14 protein-coding genes are annotated in these 15,851 nt (G+C 40.5%); 8 read left to right on the top strand and 6 right to left on the bottom strand.

Annotated features, from left to right (window positions below; translation table 11 throughout):
- Positions 1 to 33: 33 nt before the first annotated feature.
- The 5 genes from FTU19_RS11795 to dapC all read left to right on the top strand — a co-directional run bounded on the left by FTU19_RS11795 (position 34) and on the right by dapC (position 7,056).
- The gene (locus FTU19_RS11795; RefSeq protein ID WP_179993099.1) at positions 34 to 762 is read left to right on the top strand and encodes an AzlC family ABC transporter permease; all 729 of its coding nucleotides are present in this window, start codon (positions 34 to 36) and stop codon (positions 760 to 762) included.
- Positions 759 to 1,106, top strand: a complete 348-nt coding sequence (gene ygaH / locus FTU19_RS11790) for an L-valine transporter subunit YgaH (RefSeq protein WP_159123254.1) — start codon at positions 759 to 761, stop codon at positions 1,104 to 1,106. The genes FTU19_RS11795 and ygaH overlap by 4 nt, the downstream gene beginning before the upstream one ends.
- 853 nt (positions 1,107 to 1,959) lie before the next feature.
- The gene (gene purT / locus FTU19_RS11785; protein ID WP_171521865.1) at positions 1,960 to 3,174 is read left to right on the top strand and encodes a formate-dependent phosphoribosylglycinamide formyltransferase; all 1,215 of its coding nucleotides are present in this window, start codon (positions 1,960 to 1,962) and stop codon (positions 3,172 to 3,174) included.
- Positions 3,175 to 3,197: 23 nt separating this feature from the next.
- On the top strand, positions 3,198 to 5,864 hold the full coding sequence (gene glnD, locus FTU19_RS11780) for a [protein-PII] uridylyltransferase (RefSeq protein ID WP_166136115.1): 2,667 nt from the start codon (positions 3,198 to 3,200) through the stop codon (positions 5,862 to 5,864).
- A 22-nt stretch (positions 5,865 to 5,886) separates the two neighbouring features.
- Positions 5,887 to 7,056 carry a succinyldiaminopimelate transaminase gene (gene dapC / locus FTU19_RS11775; protein ID WP_180131351.1) on the top strand — a complete coding sequence of 390 codons (1,170 nt, stop codon included), beginning with the start codon at positions 5,887 to 5,889 and terminating at the stop codon, positions 7,054 to 7,056.
- A 130-nt stretch (positions 7,057 to 7,186) separates the two neighbouring features.
- Here dapC and FTU19_RS11770 read toward each other — a convergent pair whose 3' ends face one another.
- Both FTU19_RS11770 and msrB read right to left on the bottom strand, forming a co-directional pair.
- Positions 7,187 to 7,663: a glutathione peroxidase gene (locus tag FTU19_RS11770; protein WP_004784130.1), complete on the bottom strand. Its 477-nt coding sequence runs from the start codon at positions 7,661 to 7,663 to the stop codon at positions 7,187 to 7,189.
- Positions 7,660 to 8,079 carry a peptide-methionine (R)-S-oxide reductase MsrB gene (gene msrB / locus FTU19_RS11765; protein ID WP_004784131.1) on the bottom strand — a complete coding sequence of 140 codons (420 nt, stop codon included), beginning with the start codon at positions 8,077 to 8,079 and terminating at the stop codon, positions 7,660 to 7,662. Before msrB ends, FTU19_RS11770 begins: the two co-directional genes overlap by 4 nt.
- Positions 8,080 to 8,231: 152 nt before the next feature.
- Between msrB and FTU19_RS11760 the strand changes: the two genes are divergently transcribed.
- Together FTU19_RS11760 and FTU19_RS11755 are read left to right on the top strand one after the other, a co-directional pair.
- Positions 8,232 to 9,467, top strand: a complete 1,236-nt coding sequence (locus FTU19_RS11760; RefSeq protein WP_004784132.1) for a pyridoxal phosphate-dependent aminotransferase — start codon at positions 8,232 to 8,234, stop codon at positions 9,465 to 9,467.
- A gap of 209 nt (positions 9,468 to 9,676) precedes the next feature.
- Positions 9,677 to 10,879 (top strand): YbfB/YjiJ family MFS transporter, encoded by a 1,203-nt coding sequence (locus FTU19_RS11755; protein WP_180011655.1) that lies wholly within the window; start codon positions 9,677 to 9,679, stop codon positions 10,877 to 10,879.
- 74 nt (positions 10,880 to 10,953) lie between these two features.
- Here FTU19_RS11755 and FTU19_RS11750 read toward each other — a convergent pair whose 3' ends face one another.
- The 3 genes from FTU19_RS11750 to FTU19_RS16345 all read right to left on the bottom strand — a co-directional run bounded on the left by FTU19_RS11750 (position 10,954) and on the right by FTU19_RS16345 (position 13,884).
- Positions 10,954 to 12,942: an acyltransferase family protein gene (locus FTU19_RS11750; protein ID WP_180011657.1), complete on the bottom strand. Its 1,989-nt coding sequence runs from the start codon at positions 12,940 to 12,942 to the stop codon at positions 10,954 to 10,956.
- A gap of 88 nt (positions 12,943 to 13,030) precedes the next feature.
- Positions 13,031 to 13,594, bottom strand: coding sequence for a M23 family metallopeptidase (locus FTU19_RS11745; protein WP_179993073.1), 564 nt, complete (start codon positions 13,592 to 13,594; stop codon positions 13,031 to 13,033).
- Between the two features lie 161 nt (positions 13,595 to 13,755).
- Positions 13,756 to 13,884 carry a hypothetical protein gene (locus tag FTU19_RS16345; protein WP_257220887.1) on the bottom strand — a complete coding sequence of 43 codons (129 nt, stop codon included), beginning with the start codon at positions 13,882 to 13,884 and terminating at the stop codon, positions 13,756 to 13,758.
- 878 nt (positions 13,885 to 14,762) lie between these two features.
- Between FTU19_RS16345 and FTU19_RS11740 the strand changes: the two genes are divergently transcribed.
- Complete coding sequence (locus tag FTU19_RS11740; protein WP_166136100.1) at positions 14,763 to 14,921, top strand: hypothetical protein; 159 nt, start codon at positions 14,763 to 14,765, stop codon at positions 14,919 to 14,921.
- 679 nt (positions 14,922 to 15,600) lie between these two features.
- Here the strand turns inward: FTU19_RS11740 and FTU19_RS11735 are convergent.
- Positions 15,601 to 15,750 carry a hypothetical protein gene (locus FTU19_RS11735; protein WP_180131348.1) on the bottom strand — a complete coding sequence of 50 codons (150 nt, stop codon included), beginning with the start codon at positions 15,748 to 15,750 and terminating at the stop codon, positions 15,601 to 15,603.
- Positions 15,751 to 15,851: the final 101 nt, after the last annotated feature.

Here is a 15,851-nt window from a genome sequence, read left to right as displayed (position 1 = left end):
AGGTGTTTTGTGTCTGACCACAATCCAGTAGCGATGCAACCTGCCGGTTTCTGGCAAGGTGCCAAAGATAGCCAGGCCATTATATTTACTTACCTTCCGGTCTCCTTTGCCTTTGGCGTTTCTGCCACCCAGTTCGGCTTTACTGCCTGGGAAGCCTTATTTCTGTCCTGCTCCATGTATGCCGGTGCCAGTCAGTTTTTAGTTGTAGCGTTACTTGGTAGCGGTACTTCGATCTGGATGACTGCCTTGACCGTGATTGCCTTGGACATTCGTCATCTTTTATACGGCCCAGCTTTACAAAACCTGATTCAAGATCGTTTAAACCTGAAGAAAACCGCAGTCTGGGCTTGGGGTCTTACTGATGAAGTCTTTGCTTCAGGTATGATCAAGCTGTCACAACGGCGTCAGGAATGGTCAGAGTCGTGGATGCTCGGTCTGAGTCTATTTAGCTGGCTATCTTGGGCGACAGGTTCATTTTTAGGCGGCTTATTTGCTGATCAGGTCAGTCACCTGCCACAATTCTTGCAGGCGGCTTTAGATTTCCTGCTACCTGCCCTGTTCTTAAGTTTCTTACTGGCAGCCTTTGAAAAGAAACATACCTTTGTGGTGACCATCACGATTATTGTCTCAGCGGTAGCCTGTTATTTTATCGATTTGTCCGCTGCGATCTTTATCGGCATCAGTTCCGGCATTTTGGCCGGCCTGTTCAAGCACTATGTGCTGAAAAAACCAGATCCTGAATATGCAGGAGATCAATCATGAATCTTGAAATTATCTTGGTCGGAATTATTGTCGGGATTGCCAATTTTGCCTCACGTTTTGGCCCTTTCTATGTAATTCAAAAATTTCAGCAGGGTTCGCAAAAACGTGGTGCGCTATGGCTGAAAATTGCTTTGGGTTCAATTGGGATTGCTGCTATCAGTTCCATGCTGGTTGTGGCGACCTTACCGCCCTTATTGGAAACGCCAGATAAAAGCTTTGCCATGCTGATCGGTTTTATTGTACTCGCTGGACTGTATTTCAAGTTTAAGAAAATTGTCATGGCGACCTTAACTGCAGCTTTAACTTATGGCCTGATCTATACCTATATCTCTGTACCTTTTTAAGCCTTTTAGAAAATTAAAAATCTCATTCAAGACTTATGCTAAATTAATTGCATAAGTCTTTTTTATATAAGAAAAAAGTAAGGAAAATATTGGCATGTTCGAGCCAAAGCAAATAATTGAAGGTAAAATATTTATTCATTATCGACGTGATGAGATGTTAGCTATTTTTAGCCAATATGAATTACCCGGCTGCTATTTTGAATGCCTTATTAATACACAGAATTTTACTGGTCATTTTGTAGAAGTGGTTGCTGACCCGCAGATCATATCTGTGTCATTTATATTCAGAAGCATGGCAAAAATAAAATCATTGCCCTCTACAATCAGACTCAACAGGTAATCCATCTGCATCCCAAACAAATCATTTTTAGCCGATGGAGCCTGCTACATAAAGGCATTCCAAATCTCATTTATGTATTTTGCTTTAGTATAATTTTACTGTTTCTATTTTTTGCACTTGTCGCAGTGTCAAATCATCAATTCCACTTTTTCACTGTATTCTTAGATGCACTGCAATTTTCAGGATTTGGTTTATTGCTATGGATATTTGGTTTTATCTATCCTTTTGTCATTCCCTTTTATGCCTTTAAGAGAATACAAAGTCTGAAACTTCTCTATCAACTTCAGCTCAATGACAAGCAAATTTTGCATATGGAAAAACTCAATCCGCAAAACCGGATTTATCATTTAAACCCGGTGAAAAATACAGTAAAGCGAACTGCCTGATTTCAGATGCAATTCTCTATAAACTTTTATAAATAAAACTGCTGGCTAATATCACAATTTTGTATGAAACTCGGCTTATCTCGGCATTGAGTTCTGTTATGCTAAAAGTCCATAAAATCAAGCATGGATAATACACATGAACGTGACTATTGGTACTCCTCTTCAATCTTCAGCTTTTAAAGTTCTATTGCTAGGTTCAGGAGAACTAGGTAAGGAAGTGGTGATTTCCTTGCAACGTTTAGGTGTAGAAGTTCATGCTGCAGATCGTTATGCAGATGCTCCTGCCATGCAGGTGGCACATTTTTCTTATGCCTTAAATATGGCAGATGCAGCGGAACTCAAACAGCTTATTCAAAAAATTCAGCCGCATCTCATTGTTCCTGAAATTGAAGCGATTGCGACCGAAGTGCTGGTTGAAATTGAAGAACAGAATATTGCAACCGTAATTCCTTCAGCTAAAGCAGTGAACCTGACCATGAACCGTGAAGGCATTCGTCGTCTGGCAGCTGAAGAACTAGGCTTACCGACCTCTGCTTATCGCTTCGCCGATTCTCTGGAATCTTTCCGCGCAGCCTGTGATGACATTGGCTATCCAAACTTTGTGAAACCGGTGATGTCTTCTTCAGGTAAAGGCCAATCTCGCGTGAAAAGTTTTGAAGAAGTCGATGCTGCCTGGGAATATGCGCAAACAGGTGGTCGAGTTAATCAGGGCAAAGTGATTGTCGAATCACAGATTGATTTCGATTTTGAAATTACCCTGCTTACTGTGCGGGCTAAGAATCCTCAAACTGGCGAAATCGAAACTTCTTACTGTGATCCGATTGGACATCGTCAGGACTCAGGCGACTATGTAGAAAGCTGGCAGCCTCAGCCAATGAGTCCCGCTGCTCTGGAAGAATCAAAACGTATCGCCAATAAAGTCACCACGGCATTGGGCGGTTGCGGCATTTTTGGTGTAGAACTCTTTGTCAAAGGCGACAAAGTATGGTTTAGTGAGGTTTCACCTCGCCCGCATGACACTGGTCTGGTCACTTTGGCTTCCCAGTTCCAGAGTGAATTTGAACTGCATGCCCGTGCTATTTTAGGCTTACCAGTCAATACAGCTCGCCATAGTGTGGCTGCCAGTGCCGTGATTTACGCAGGTGTCGATGATCGCAATCTTTCATTTTCTGGCCTGAATCTTGCTTTAGCCCATGCCGATACCGATTTACGCCTGTTTGGTAAACCTGAAGGTTTTAAACGCCGCCGTATGGGTGTCGCGACTGCGCGTGCAGAAAGCATTGAACAGGCTCGCGAGCTGGCTCAACAGGTTGCTGACCAAGTTAATGTTCATCAAAATTAAGTAAATACAACGGACCACTGTTCATGATCAATACCTCCCCGCTGCTGAATTACATTAAAAGTCACAATGACATCAAAGCGATCAATCAATGGCGTAGCGATGTAGAAAATCAGCTTCAGGAATGTTTTGAAAATGGACAATCCATCCGTGACATCATTCAGGCCCGTTCTAACCTGATTGATGAGGCTCTGCAATTCCTGTGGAATCATGCTGAACTAGATCAGACCGATTTGGCGCTTTTCGCAGTCGGCGGTTATGGCCGCCGCGAAATGCTGCCATATTCAGATGTCGATATCATGATCCTCTCAGAAGATGATTTCACTTCAGAGCAGGAAAAGCTGATCTCCAGCTTTATTTCTTCGCTTTGGGATGTGGGCAATTTCAAACCGGGCATCAGTGTTCGTACCATCAATGAATGTGTCAATCAGGCCAGCAGCGACCTTACTGTAGCGACGTCCTTGATCGAGGCACGTCTGATTATTGGCAATGAAAATTTAACCAAGTGGCCACGCCGGATCGTGTCACAAACCTGGACTGATAAAACCTTTTTTGATGCGAAAATGGACGAGCAGCACAAACGCTATGCTCAGCACAATAATACTGAAAGCAATCTGGAACCGGATATTAAAAATGCACCGGGCGGTATCCGTGATATTAACCAGATTGGCTGGATTGCCAAACGTCATTTCCGTGTCAACCGTATTTATGACCTGGTGCATCTGGGCTTTATTTCAGAGTTTGAACTTGCCGTACTCGAAGAAGCTGAAAGCTTTCTCTGGGAAATTCGTCATCATTTACACCGCCTGACCAAGCGCGATGAAAACCGCTTGCTGTTTGATTATCAACGGGATATTGCAGCGATGTTTGGCTATACCCGTGAAGAAGGTCAGTCACCGAACTATCCAATCGAACAGTTCATGAAGCGCTATTACCGTAGCGCGCAGCAGGTTTCGACTCTGAATGAAATGCTACTGGCTTATTTTAATGAATCAGTCATTACCCCACGTTTACCCCAATATGAACGCCAGATTGAAGAAATTAATGAAAACTTTAAACTGGTCGATGGCAAGTTAGCAGTTCAACATCACAAGATTTTCTCGGAAAAGCCAAGTGCCATTCTGGAAATTTTCTATTTGCTGGCCAATCGTCCTGAAATTGAGGGCATTCGTGCTCGTACTTTACGTCTGCTTACCCTGGCAGCTAAACGTATTGATCAGGATTTCCGTGATAATGCGGTACACCAAGCCCTGTTTATGGCCATCATTCGTTCACCGCATCGCCTGTACGAAACGCTAGTTGCGATGAAACGTTATGGTGTTCTGGGCAAATATATTCCGGCTTTCGGACAGATTACCGGCTTGATGCAATATGACCTGTTCCATATCTATACCGTGGATGCACATACCCTGCTCTTGATCCGCAATCTGAACCGCTTCAAAGAACCCGAATTTGCCAAAGAATTCCCAGTGGTCAGCTCCGTGTTCCAGCGTCTGGCACGTCGTGACATTGTTTATCTAGCGGCTATTTTCCATGACATTGCCAAAGGTCGTGGCGGTGATCATAGTGAGCTTGGTGCAGCCGATGCGATTCAGTTCTGCCGTACCCATGGCTTTACCGAACGTGAATGCAATCTGGTTGCCTGGCTGATTGAAAACCATTTGTCCATGTCAGTGACCTCACAGAAAAAAGACATTTCCGATCCGGATGTGGTCAAAGAATTTGCTGAAAAAATGGGAGATATGGAGCATCTGGATTATCTGTATACCCTAACCGTGGCAGATATTAATGCGACCAATCCAAAACTCTGGAATACCTGGCGTTCATCTTTGATGCGTCAACTCTATACGCATGCGCGTGATGTGATTCGTTCTGGCTTGGGCCGTCCGGTTGATTACCAGATGCTGATTGAAGATACCAAGTTCGAAGCCAGTGAACGTCTAGTGGAACATTTCTCGCTTTATGATGTCGAAAAAGTCTGGCAGGAACTGGGCGATGACTACTTCCTGAAAGAATCTGCCGATGAAATCGCCTGGCATACCCGCGCCATTCTGGAACATGGCGATAATCCTGCACCATTGGTATTAATGCGTGCACATCGTAAATATGCACAGGATGCCGTGCAGATCTTCATCTATACCCAAGACAAACCAAATCTGTTCGCTACCACGGTTGCTGTTCTGGATCGCATGAATCTGGACGTTCAGGATGCCCGGATTATTACCGCAACCAAAGCTTTCAGTTTGGATACCTATGTCGTCCTTGACCGTTTTGGCACGTTATTGACCGATCCGGAACGTGAGGCAACTGTCATTGAAGCCTTACAGGATGCCTTAAGTCATTCTGATGAATATCCAGGTCTGATGCAGCGCCGGATTCCGCGTCAGTTACGTCATTTTGATATTGAAAATACCGTCGATATCACCCTTAATGAAGCTTTAAACCAGAATATGGTTGAAATTGCGACACTTGACCATCCTGGTTTACTTGCGAAAATTGGCGGTTTATTTATGATGCAGGGTCTGGATATTCACTCTGCCAAAATTGCTACGCTTGGCGAACGTGCTGAAGATATTTTCTTTGTCACCAAAAAAGATGGCAGCCCAATGACCCAAATAGAGTCTGACAATTTTGCAGCGGCATTAAAAGCTGCTCTAGATGAGGCCTCACATCAGGTCAATGCTCAACACTAACACACTGCTCGGTAACACATTCATGAACTCTAGCTTGTCTTTATTGCATCCATATCCGTTTGAAAAGTTGAATAAACTTTTCGCGGATATCCAGCCTGCGAATATGCCTTTGATTCCCCTTTCGATTGGTGAACCAAAGCATCCAGCACCCGAGTTTGTGAAACAAGCAATTATCGATAATTTCCAACATTTATCGACTTATCCGAACAGCAAAGGCTTACCTGAATTACGTGAAAGCATTGCCAACTGGCTGACTCGCCGTTTTAAACTCAATAGCATCAGTGCAGACAGCAATGTATTACCGGTTTCCGGTACACGCGAAGCTATCTTTTCTTTTGTCCAAGCTTTGATCAATCGTAAAGATGCGCCTTATGTGGTGATGCCAAACCCTTTTTACCAGATTTATGAAGGTGCTACCCTGCTTGCAGGTGCAAAACCTTATTTCATTAACTGTACTGAAGAAAATGATTACTTAGGTGATTTTGATTCAGTTCCGGCTGAAGTCTGGGAAAAAACTGCCTTGTTATTTTTGTGTACACCAGGCAATCCAACAGGTGCCGTTCTCTCTAAAGAGCAGTTTAAAAAGTTGATTGCACTGTCAGACAAATATGATTTTGTCATTGCTTCTGATGAATGCTATTCAGAACTCTGGTTTGATGAAGCCCCTACCGGATTACTGGAAGTGTGTGCCGAAATTGGCCGAGATGACTATAAAAACTGCGTCGTTTTCCATTCTCTCTCTAAACGTTCTAATCTGCCAGGCATGCGTTCAGGCTTTGTTGCAGGTGATGCCACTTTACTCAAACCTTATCTGCAATACCGTACTTATCATGGTGCAGCGATGCCGGTGCAGCATCAGTTAGCATCAATTGCTGCCTGGAATGATGAAGCCCATGTAGAAGAAAACCGGGTACAGTATCGTGCCAAATTTGATCTGTTCCAGAAAGAATTAGGGCACTTGATCCCGCTGAAAAAACCGGATGCGGGTTTCTACTATTGGCTAAAAGTAGACAATGATGAGGTTTTTGCCAAAATGCTAATGGAAAAAGCGCATATCAAAGTGCTACCAGGCCGTTACCTGTCTCGTGAAACTACGCAAGGCAACCCGGGTGAAAACCATGTACGGTTGGCATTAGTCGCTGATCTGGCACAATGTGAACAGGTAATTCAACGTTTAAAAGCGATTCTTTAATCTTTTAAGATCTAAATATAAATAAAAAAACCCACTTTCCAGAAGTGGGTTTTTTATGGATTTTGGCTACAAATTATTCTTCTATTTCACTTATTTTCTATTCATTAGAAATTAGACATTTCAAATAAACTTATAAAACCTTTTCAATTTCTGTTTCGAGATCTTCAGGTTTGGTGGTAGGTGCAAAACGGTTTAATACCTTGCCATCACGACCAATCAGAAATTTGGTGAAATTCCACTTAATGCCATTTCCTAGAATTCCTTTGGAATTATTGGTCAAGTAACGGAAGATTGCATGCGCTTCCGGACCTTTAACATCTACCTTGGAAAACATTGGGAAAGAAACCCCATAATTTTTCTGGCAAAATTCCCCGATCTGTTCATTTGAACCTGGATCCTGTCCGCCAAACTGATTGCATGGAAAACCTAAAACTTCCAGTCCCTGCTCTTTATATTTCTGGTAAAGCTTTTCCAGACCTGCAAATTGTGGAGTGAAACCACATTTACTCGCGGTATTTACGATTAAAAGTACTTTTCCTTCATAATCTGCAAGCCGTTTGTTTTTCCCATCTAACAACTCAGCTTCAAACTGATAAATGCTGGTCATGGATAAGTTTCCTCGTCAGTTTTTTCTTGTGTTTGTAATTCTAAAGAGGCCGAGTTTACACAATAACGTAAGCCAGTCGGTTCCGGACCATCCGGGAAAACGTGTCCCAAATGTGCATCACAATGATGACAAACAATTTCTGTTCTCACCATACCATGTGAAGTATCAGGTAATTCTTCTACAACTGAGCTGCTCACAGGACGATAGAAGCTTGGCCAACCGCAACCGCTGTCATATTTAGTGGTTGAAGAAAACAGTGGTGTACCACAGCAACGGCAGACATAAGTCCCTTCCTGTTTTGTATTCCAGTACTTACCTGTGAATGCCGGTTCAGTTCCTTTTTCACGCGTAATGCGAAACTCTTCTGGTGATAACTCTCTTTGCCATTCCCGGTCTGTTTTATTGAGTTTTCCCATCACTAACTCCTTTAAATCTTTGACATTCAATGTCATGCTTCAGTACTTCCATATTTACGCTAGAGATGAAAAAATTTCTAGCGAAATTTCAGCATAGATTGTGATATTTGCGTAATCTATAGGTTTAACTTAAAAATTAATTGGATGGAATTATGTCCGGTATTGGTAACACCCCCCCTCGCGAGATCAAGAAATCGTCTAAGCTTGAGCATGTTTGCTACGACATTCGCGGACCAGTGTTACGAGCGGCCAACGAGATGGAAGAAGCCGGACATAAAATTATCAAACTGAATATCGGAAATCCCGCCCCATTCGGCTTTGAAGCCCCGCAAGAAATCATTAATGATGTTGCACTGAACCTGCCAAATGCGATTGGTTATACGGATTCCAAAGGGATTTTCCCGGCACGTAAAGCGATCTGTCAGTATTACCAGCAAAAAGGCATTCTGGATATGCACGTGAATGACGTGTATGTCGGCAATGGCGTATCTGAGCTGATCGTGATGGCGATGCAAGGCCTGCTGGATGATGGCGATGAAATGCTGATTCCAATGCCGGATTATCCATTATGGACTGCGGCAGTGAACCTGTCTGGCGGTACTGCGATTCACTATAAATGTGATGAAGAAGATCACTGGTATCCTGATATTGCGGATATGGAAAGCAAAATCACGCCAAATACCCGCGGGATCGTGATTATCAACCCGAATAATCCAACTGGGTCGGTTTATCCGCGTCATGTATTACAGCAAATCGTTGATTTGGCGAAGAAATATGACTTAATCCTGTTTGCAGACGAAATCTATGACAAGATCGTTTACGATGGCATTGAACATGTGTCAGTAGCTTCACTCGCAGGCAAGCAATTATGTGTATCGTTCAACGGTTTATCTAAGGCCTATCGTATTGCTGGCTATCGCTCAGGCTGGATGGCGATTACTGGTGATAAATCACGGGCAATGGACTACATTGAAGGCCTAGATATGCTGGCTTCAATGCGTCTTTGCGCGAATCACCAAGCACAATATGCAATTCAGACTGCACTCGGTGGCTATCAGTCTATTAATGACCTGATCCGCCCAGGTGGCCGCCTATATGAACAGCGCAATATTGCCTGGGAAATGCTGAACGAGATTCCAGGGGTATCTTGTGTAAAACCTGAAGGTGCGATGTACTGTTTCCCTCGTCTTGATCCTGAAATCTATCCAGTTGAGGATGACGAGAAACTGATGCTTGATCTGTTACGTGCCGAAAAAGTTCTATTGGTTCAAGGTACTGGCTTCAACTGGCCAACACCGGATCACTTCCGTGTGGTATTCCTGCCAGCAGAAAATGAACTGCGTGAAGCGATTACCCGTTTAGGCCGTTTCTTGGCAAAAATGCGTTAATTTATAAAATTAATTCCAAAAAACCGCATTCATGAATGCGGTTTTTTATTGTCTAAAAAGTTCCGCGATAAGCTTTACAGATATTTACAATAGAAGCATGCTATTAATCTAGAGTTTCTTTTTTTAATAAAATCTATTCAGCCTTTTCTCCTTTAGCTTGATGATTCATGCTATTTTTTGAACAAATATAAAAATCCAAGAGTACATGGATGTCCTCAAATACGGTCAAGCTTAGCCTTTTTCTCTGCCTGAGTATGTGCTTAGGCATCGGCATTCTGCGTTTTTCCTATACCGCATTGTTACCTGGTACACGTGAAGCCTTTGCCTGGAGCACGAGCTTTGCCAGTCTTTTGGGTAGTGCCAATCTACTGGGTTATTTAATCGGTGCTTTTGCAGCGATGCGCTTGCCCCAAGACCGAAGCATGAGTACTTATATCCAGCTTGCTGCAATAGCTGGAATGGTTAGCCTATTCTGTTGCGCTTTTTCAGGGTTTTCTGAAATCTGGTATATCAGCTGGCGCGTGATTTCCGGTATTAGTGGTGGCCTGCTGATGATTTTGTCACCAAGTGTCGTGGCTCAGTGCTGTGATTTAAAAGACCGTTTTAAAATCAATTTTATTGGTTTTAGCGGGATTGGATTAGGGGTTTTATTAGCTACCCTGTTTTTGCCTTATCTTGACCAGATTTCCATACGTACGGCCTGGCTGATCTTATGTGGGTTTGCCCTGATGATTTGTATCTGCTTAAGCCTACTGATACCACAATTTAAACCCTATCTAGCTAAACAATCTGTTTCTCATCCTGCGCAAGCACCTTTAAATACAGTCTTTTATAGTTTACTGGCGGTTTATGCCTGTAGTGCATTTGCCTATATTCCGCATTCCCTGTTCTGGATTGACTATCTCAGCCATGAACTAGGATTAAGCTTGTTCTGGATTAACTTTAACTGGATTCTATATGGATTGGGCAGTGCCTTAGGTGCTTTTTCTGCTTATGTTCTTGCAAGAAAATTTGGCAATTTTACTGCCCTGAAGATTCTTTATAGTGTATATATTCTGGCGATTTTCATTGCGACTCTAAATGCTAATCCGTTTCTCACTTTCAGTTCTTCTTTTTTTACCGGAATGTTGAATCCCGCTGTGGTTTTCCTCACTTCTTATACCATTTTGCAGCTGTATGGACTGGCCTATAAAAAGCTTTGGAGCATTGCGACTCTATGTTTTGCTGCTGTTCAGCTGATTGGAGGATTGAGTTTTAGCTCCCTGCAATATCTAGGATTGAACTACCATCAACAGTTTATGCTGGCAGCTTTAGTTTTATTAGCCGGAACTTTGCAATTGGTCTGGAATACACGTTCTTCCAAATATAAGATGGGTGAGCAACCAGTTTCTGTTCAAGAAGAAAAGAATTAAATAAAGATTAAAATCGGTCAATGCCCCAAATCCCAGGGAATAAAACCACGTCATTAAACGTGGTTTTATTCCATTTAATCTTTCTTCAAATCTTTAAGCGGGTTACCAAACTGTTTTAGATATTCAACGCCCAATTGCCGTGAACCCTGATCATTAAGATGATTATCATCCTTAAAACGATACAAAGGCACATCATTCAGCATCGTTTTACATGCCTCCTGATCACAGATGACTTTGGTTGGATCAACGATTTTCAATTGCGGATATTTCAGTTTTGCTTCTGCCAAAATCTGATTGAATTGCTTTAAATGTGCTTCATAACTTTTTCGAGAAACTGTACATGAAGCGTCTCGATGAAGAATCTCTTTACGAATATTACAATCAGATGGAATCCCTTCCCAGTCTAGATGTGGTACATCATTAATTAGCACCACCTGATCACTAGATTGATGGGCAATTTCTAAAGCTTTTATCAAACCTGCTTTAAATATCTCTTCCTCAGTATGATGGACACTATCTTTAAGTTTTACATCATCGTCAAAATACTGCGCATAAGATCCCGCCAGAATAATCATTGGATAATGGGTTTCTTTAAGATGTGCAGTAATAGCATCATTACGTTTTTGGAATTTGGTCAGTTCTTTCCATTGATTCAGCTTTAACTCAAATCGCTGCACACCTGGCAGATAAAAAGTTGAACTTTGCGTTGCATCATAACCACGTAAATCAGCATCCTTTGCCCATTCATCTAGCATTGCAGTATAGGCATTAGCATGCGAATCGCCAATCAACAAGAAATCAATATCTTCTTTAGATTGCCCTAAGACACAATCTTGAGCACTGGGCAAAACATTTGGATCCGCGGTATCCATACAGTTACTGCGAATCACATGAGCATACGTATGTAATGCTTCCTGTTTTGCATATACAGACTGCGGAAAACGCTCCGGGAAACCTTCATGTGTTTTGATGGTTTGGGCGATCGCAATAAAACTGGCTGCAGGTAACAGAAATCCAAGAATAATCACTTTATAATTTGCAGCCATCACAAAGCGTTTCAGTGGTGTTTCAGCCAGTTTATAAGTCAGAAATGCACATATAAATGATAGAAAAACAATAATAATCTGATTTTCCAGATTCAATGGCAGCATATAAATGCCAAAGAACACGATGATTGGCCAGTGCCATAAATACAGAGGATATGAAATTTTGCCAATCCATGTACTAAGACGATTACTTAGCAATAAATTACTTGAAGCTATGGATTGTCCCAGATAAATAATCAGTGCTGTTGCAAGACACGGGATCAATGCCATCAGTCCTGGGAATGGGGTTTGCTGATCAAAATAAATTGCAGTTGCAAATAGAACACTTACCCCAGCCCAGACCAATCCCTGTAATAGTTTTTTTGGCAGATTTGGTTTTGGCAAGCAGCTAATCAATGCACCAATCAACAACTCAAATGCCCGTACCGGCATACTATAATAAGCTTTGGCCGGGTTTTGAGTCAGTTGCTGCTGGGCATATAGAACCAAAGCGACAATGAATACACTGATGACGAGCCAAAGATATTTACGCGAGGTCTTGCTAAGGAATAGCCATAGCAAGAGCGGCCAGAAAATATAAAACTGCTCTTCTACGCCCAGTGACCATAAATGTAATAAAGGCACATTTTCTACATTCGGACTGAAATAATCTCCCACCTCATTTCGCATATACAGATTGGCAATAAGTACAGTCGCATACATGACACTTTTAAAATATTCTGTCAGTTCACCCGGCAACATCACCTGCCAAGCAATCAGACTGACAATTGCCAGTACAGTAAAATATGCAGGTGCCAGACGGATCACCCGTTTCTTATAAAACCGTGCAATTGAAAATTGCTGCAACTCAATATCGCGCGTCAGAATGGTCGTGATGAGATAGCCGGAAATGACAAAGAAAATATCAACACCAATATAGCCGCCAGAAAATAATGACCAGCCCAGGTGATTGAAAATAACCAATGATACTGCAATAGCTCTCAGGCCATCGATATCTGGTCGATAAGCAAAACTCATAAAAACAGGAAAAGCGGGAGATACGCTATTTTATGCTTTTCATTCTTTAGATGGCGATCTTTTACATTTTTTTTACATTCACCTGCACTTATTCCAATTCTTCTACCTTTAAATAAGGATAAGGATTGGTTGCACCTTCCCCACTGAGATAAATCCCATAATGCAAATGTGGTGGTGTATTTTTCGCATTACCGGTATTACCGACATAGGCAATGATTTCACCTGCTTCTACCCAGTCTCCTTCCTGAATATGTTCAGCATAATCCTCCAGATGTGCATAATAATGTTGGCTTAAATTCGGACCAGTAATCCAGATAACTTTACCTCCTAAATTATTGGTTCCAATCTTGCGGACGATCCCTTGGGTCGCACTGACTACCGGTGTACCTCGTTGAGCAAAAATATCGGTTCCTTCGTGTTTACGTCCCTCACTGCGCGCTCCACCCCAAGTATCCTGAATCTGGCGAGGTTTTACTCCTTGTACAGGAATTTCTACCGGTCTAATCAGCTCAGATTTTTTTAATTGCCAGTACAGATACGGGCTTTTCCAGCCCGCTGGCTCACCTGATGGCGGTGGCTGACAGGCAGTAAGTAATATACTTAAGGAAAATATTAAAAGCAGGATTTTGGGAATTTTCACAATAGCTCGCATTGCCGTTTAATGAGTGGTTCGTTTTATCTTAAGGAATACAGAAAAATTTAAAGTCAAAATCCTGTTATTTTTAGTGATGTTTTTTCCAGATTATTTGTCGGAAACAGTCTTAAAAATAACAAAACCCTCAGCTGAGGGTTTTGTTGAATCAAGTCTAAATTTTATTTACGCTTTTTCGCACGAGATGGTTTAGAGGATTGCTGCTGTTGCTGTTGTTGCTCTTCATTTTGAGCACTGTCCTTTTTATCCTTTTGCTGAACCTGCTTGTGTTTTGCTCTTGATTTAGCCATAGAATAAACTCCTTTGGAGAACTGTCTCTATCACTGGAAGTTGCATTAATCACTCTAACCTTTATATAAAATAAGCCAATCGCTGAGCTGTATCCAAATACGTCAATGTAAAAGCATCTTTAGTTAAGTCATTCAATTCTGATTAGATCTTTATTCGAGGTATTTACGTCGCTTACATAGCGTTGCATGTTGATACCTGTTTTAACTCTGAATATAAATATGGTTTTCTGAATAAAACCCTTCAAAAATCTAACAATAGATGTGGATCCAACGTGATGATCCAAATTTAGCATTGATGTATCAACGTTCACAAAGTTTCCAGTTCAGAATCGAACTAACGCAGTAATAGTATATTTAGTACGAGAGGCTATAAAATGTATGCCACAGTTTTCGCAGTCAAGGAATAACTGGATGATAAGGTAGATTGAATATTAGATCTGTATTCAGAGTCATCTTGTCACAATTTTGAAGTTTAACAATTTATTAATTTTGATTGTGCTACTACTTGCATAGAATCTGCTAAGGTTCAAATATTCTTAGCTCTATAATATTTTTTATTGTTCCTATTTGAACTATTTTTTAATCCATATTATTTTATTCAATAAATGGTAATATTTTCTTTAAAGGAATTAAATTCTAAGGTTATAAAATTTATATCTTCCAAGTTATAAATTTAAGAACATTTAATGTTTTCAATTTCTAAAACATTTCTTTAATTAATTCTACAAAATAATTCATAAGATAATTGTTCTTACATAAGGTGAAAGGGTTTTCACGCTAAGCCCGAATATCTTACATAAGCAGACACCGCTCATACATGCCCAGAGAGTTTTATCCCCTACACTGAAATCAAGTTTTAGAAAATTAGAGGATTTCATATGAAACAGTTTTCGAAAATTCTAATACTCATTATGATAGGCCTTTATGGTACTTCTACTATTGCAGCAGATGCTATTCCTTTGGAAGCTAAAGCCGCCGCAGAAGCACAAAAAGCTGCACTAGAATATTCTGAAAATCAGAAGAGTGACTCAGACTAAAAACAAAATAAAGCCCACGAAGGGCTTTATTTACATACGGGAATCATTAGAAAAAAGTTATTTTAATAACTCAATGATTGTCCTACTCCATAAACCATCAAGGTAATAAGGAATACGACCAATGCGGAGACAGCTAATTCTGCTTTAGTCATGTGTTTTACCCTCATGGAGAGTTGTATATTATTTATACACTACATAAGCATAAAACCAAATAACAAAATATTACATAATCTTGAATATTTAAACTAAAGTAAAACACAATATAAGAGAGTAAAACTATAAATTAAACCTTAATTATCAATCAATATATTTTTAATTATCAATTACTTAAAAAATTTTATTTAAAAAATTAATAGATTATTTCTTTGAAATCATAAAATAATCTTTGTTTATAAAAAATTTTTCTATGTAATATATTGCCATTCCAAAATTTAAGCTTCTGAACTTAATGTCTTTTTAAGTCATTTCATAGGTTTTAATTTACTATTTCATAATTTATTTTCCTTATTTGATATCAAATTGAAACTAAACATCAGATCTATATTTTTAAATAATCAACGACTGCTAATTTATTTTCAATAAAATTCTCTTTTTCCGTAAAGATATTTTTTATTATTTTTAAAACCTCAATATATAAATTTAAAGATCCTAAATAGAAGGATCTTTAAATTTTAAATTACTACATAGATTTGAGTACTTCTAACTCAAAATCAAGCTCCATCATCTTTTCCAGATTTGGTACAATCGCATTCACCCAAATGCCACTATTCCAGACTTTCAGAATTCCATTTTCTTCCTTATAGAGAGGTGGTCCCACTTGTTTGAACAACTAAAAGCGTATTTATAAGTGATATTCCGCTCTAGTTAAGCCACCTTGTTTTGTTGGGGTAGCTGATCATAGTAAAACTCATTTGGTGTCATTTTGTCTAG

Origin of the sequence: Acinetobacter sp. YH12072 (genome assembly GCF_013419565.1) — a bacterium.
In the GTDB taxonomy this organism is placed as follows: Bacteria; Pseudomonadota; Gammaproteobacteria; order Pseudomonadales; family Moraxellaceae; genus Acinetobacter.
Note: the sequence above shows the minus strand (reverse complement) of the source record. Positions and strands in the feature narration are given on the sequence as shown.

Bases quoted from the DNA above. Each gene is read 5' to 3' on its own strand.
- FTU19_RS11755 (WP_180011655.1), top strand. From the start codon at position 9,677: ATGTCCTCAAATACGGTCAAGCTTAGCCTTTTTCTCTGCCTGAGTATG.
- glnD (WP_166136115.1), top strand. From the start codon at position 3,198: ATGATCAATACCTCCCCGCTGCTGAATTACATTAAAAGTCACAATGAC.
- msrB (WP_004784131.1), bottom strand. From the start codon at position 8,079: ATGGGAAAACTCAATAAAACAGACCGGGAATGGCAAAGAGAGTTATCA.
- FTU19_RS11760 (WP_004784132.1), top strand. From the start codon at position 8,232: ATGTCCGGTATTGGTAACACCCCCCCTCGCGAGATCAAGAAATCGTCT.
- FTU19_RS11750 (WP_180011657.1), bottom strand. From the start codon at position 12,942: ATGAGTTTTGCTTATCGACCAGATATCGATGGCCTGAGAGCTATTGCA.
- dapC (WP_180131351.1), top strand. From the start codon at position 5,887: ATGAACTCTAGCTTGTCTTTATTGCATCCATATCCGTTTGAAAAGTTG.
- FTU19_RS11745 (WP_179993073.1), bottom strand. From the start codon at position 13,594: ATGCGAGCTATTGTGAAAATTCCCAAAATCCTGCTTTTAATATTTTCC.
- FTU19_RS11795 (WP_179993099.1), top strand. From the start codon at position 34: ATGCAACCTGCCGGTTTCTGGCAAGGTGCCAAAGATAGCCAGGCCATT.
- FTU19_RS16345 (WP_257220887.1), bottom strand. From the start codon at position 13,884: ATGGCTAAATCAAGAGCAAAACACAAGCAGGTTCAGCAAAAGGATAAA.
- ygaH (WP_159123254.1), top strand. From the start codon at position 759: ATGAATCTTGAAATTATCTTGGTCGGAATTATTGTCGGGATTGCCAAT.
- FTU19_RS11770 (WP_004784130.1), bottom strand. From the start codon at position 7,663: ATGACCAGCATTTATCAGTTTGAAGCTGAGTTGTTAGATGGGAAAAAC.
- FTU19_RS11740 (WP_166136100.1), top strand. From the start codon at position 14,763: ATGAAACAGTTTTCGAAAATTCTAATACTCATTATGATAGGCCTTTAT.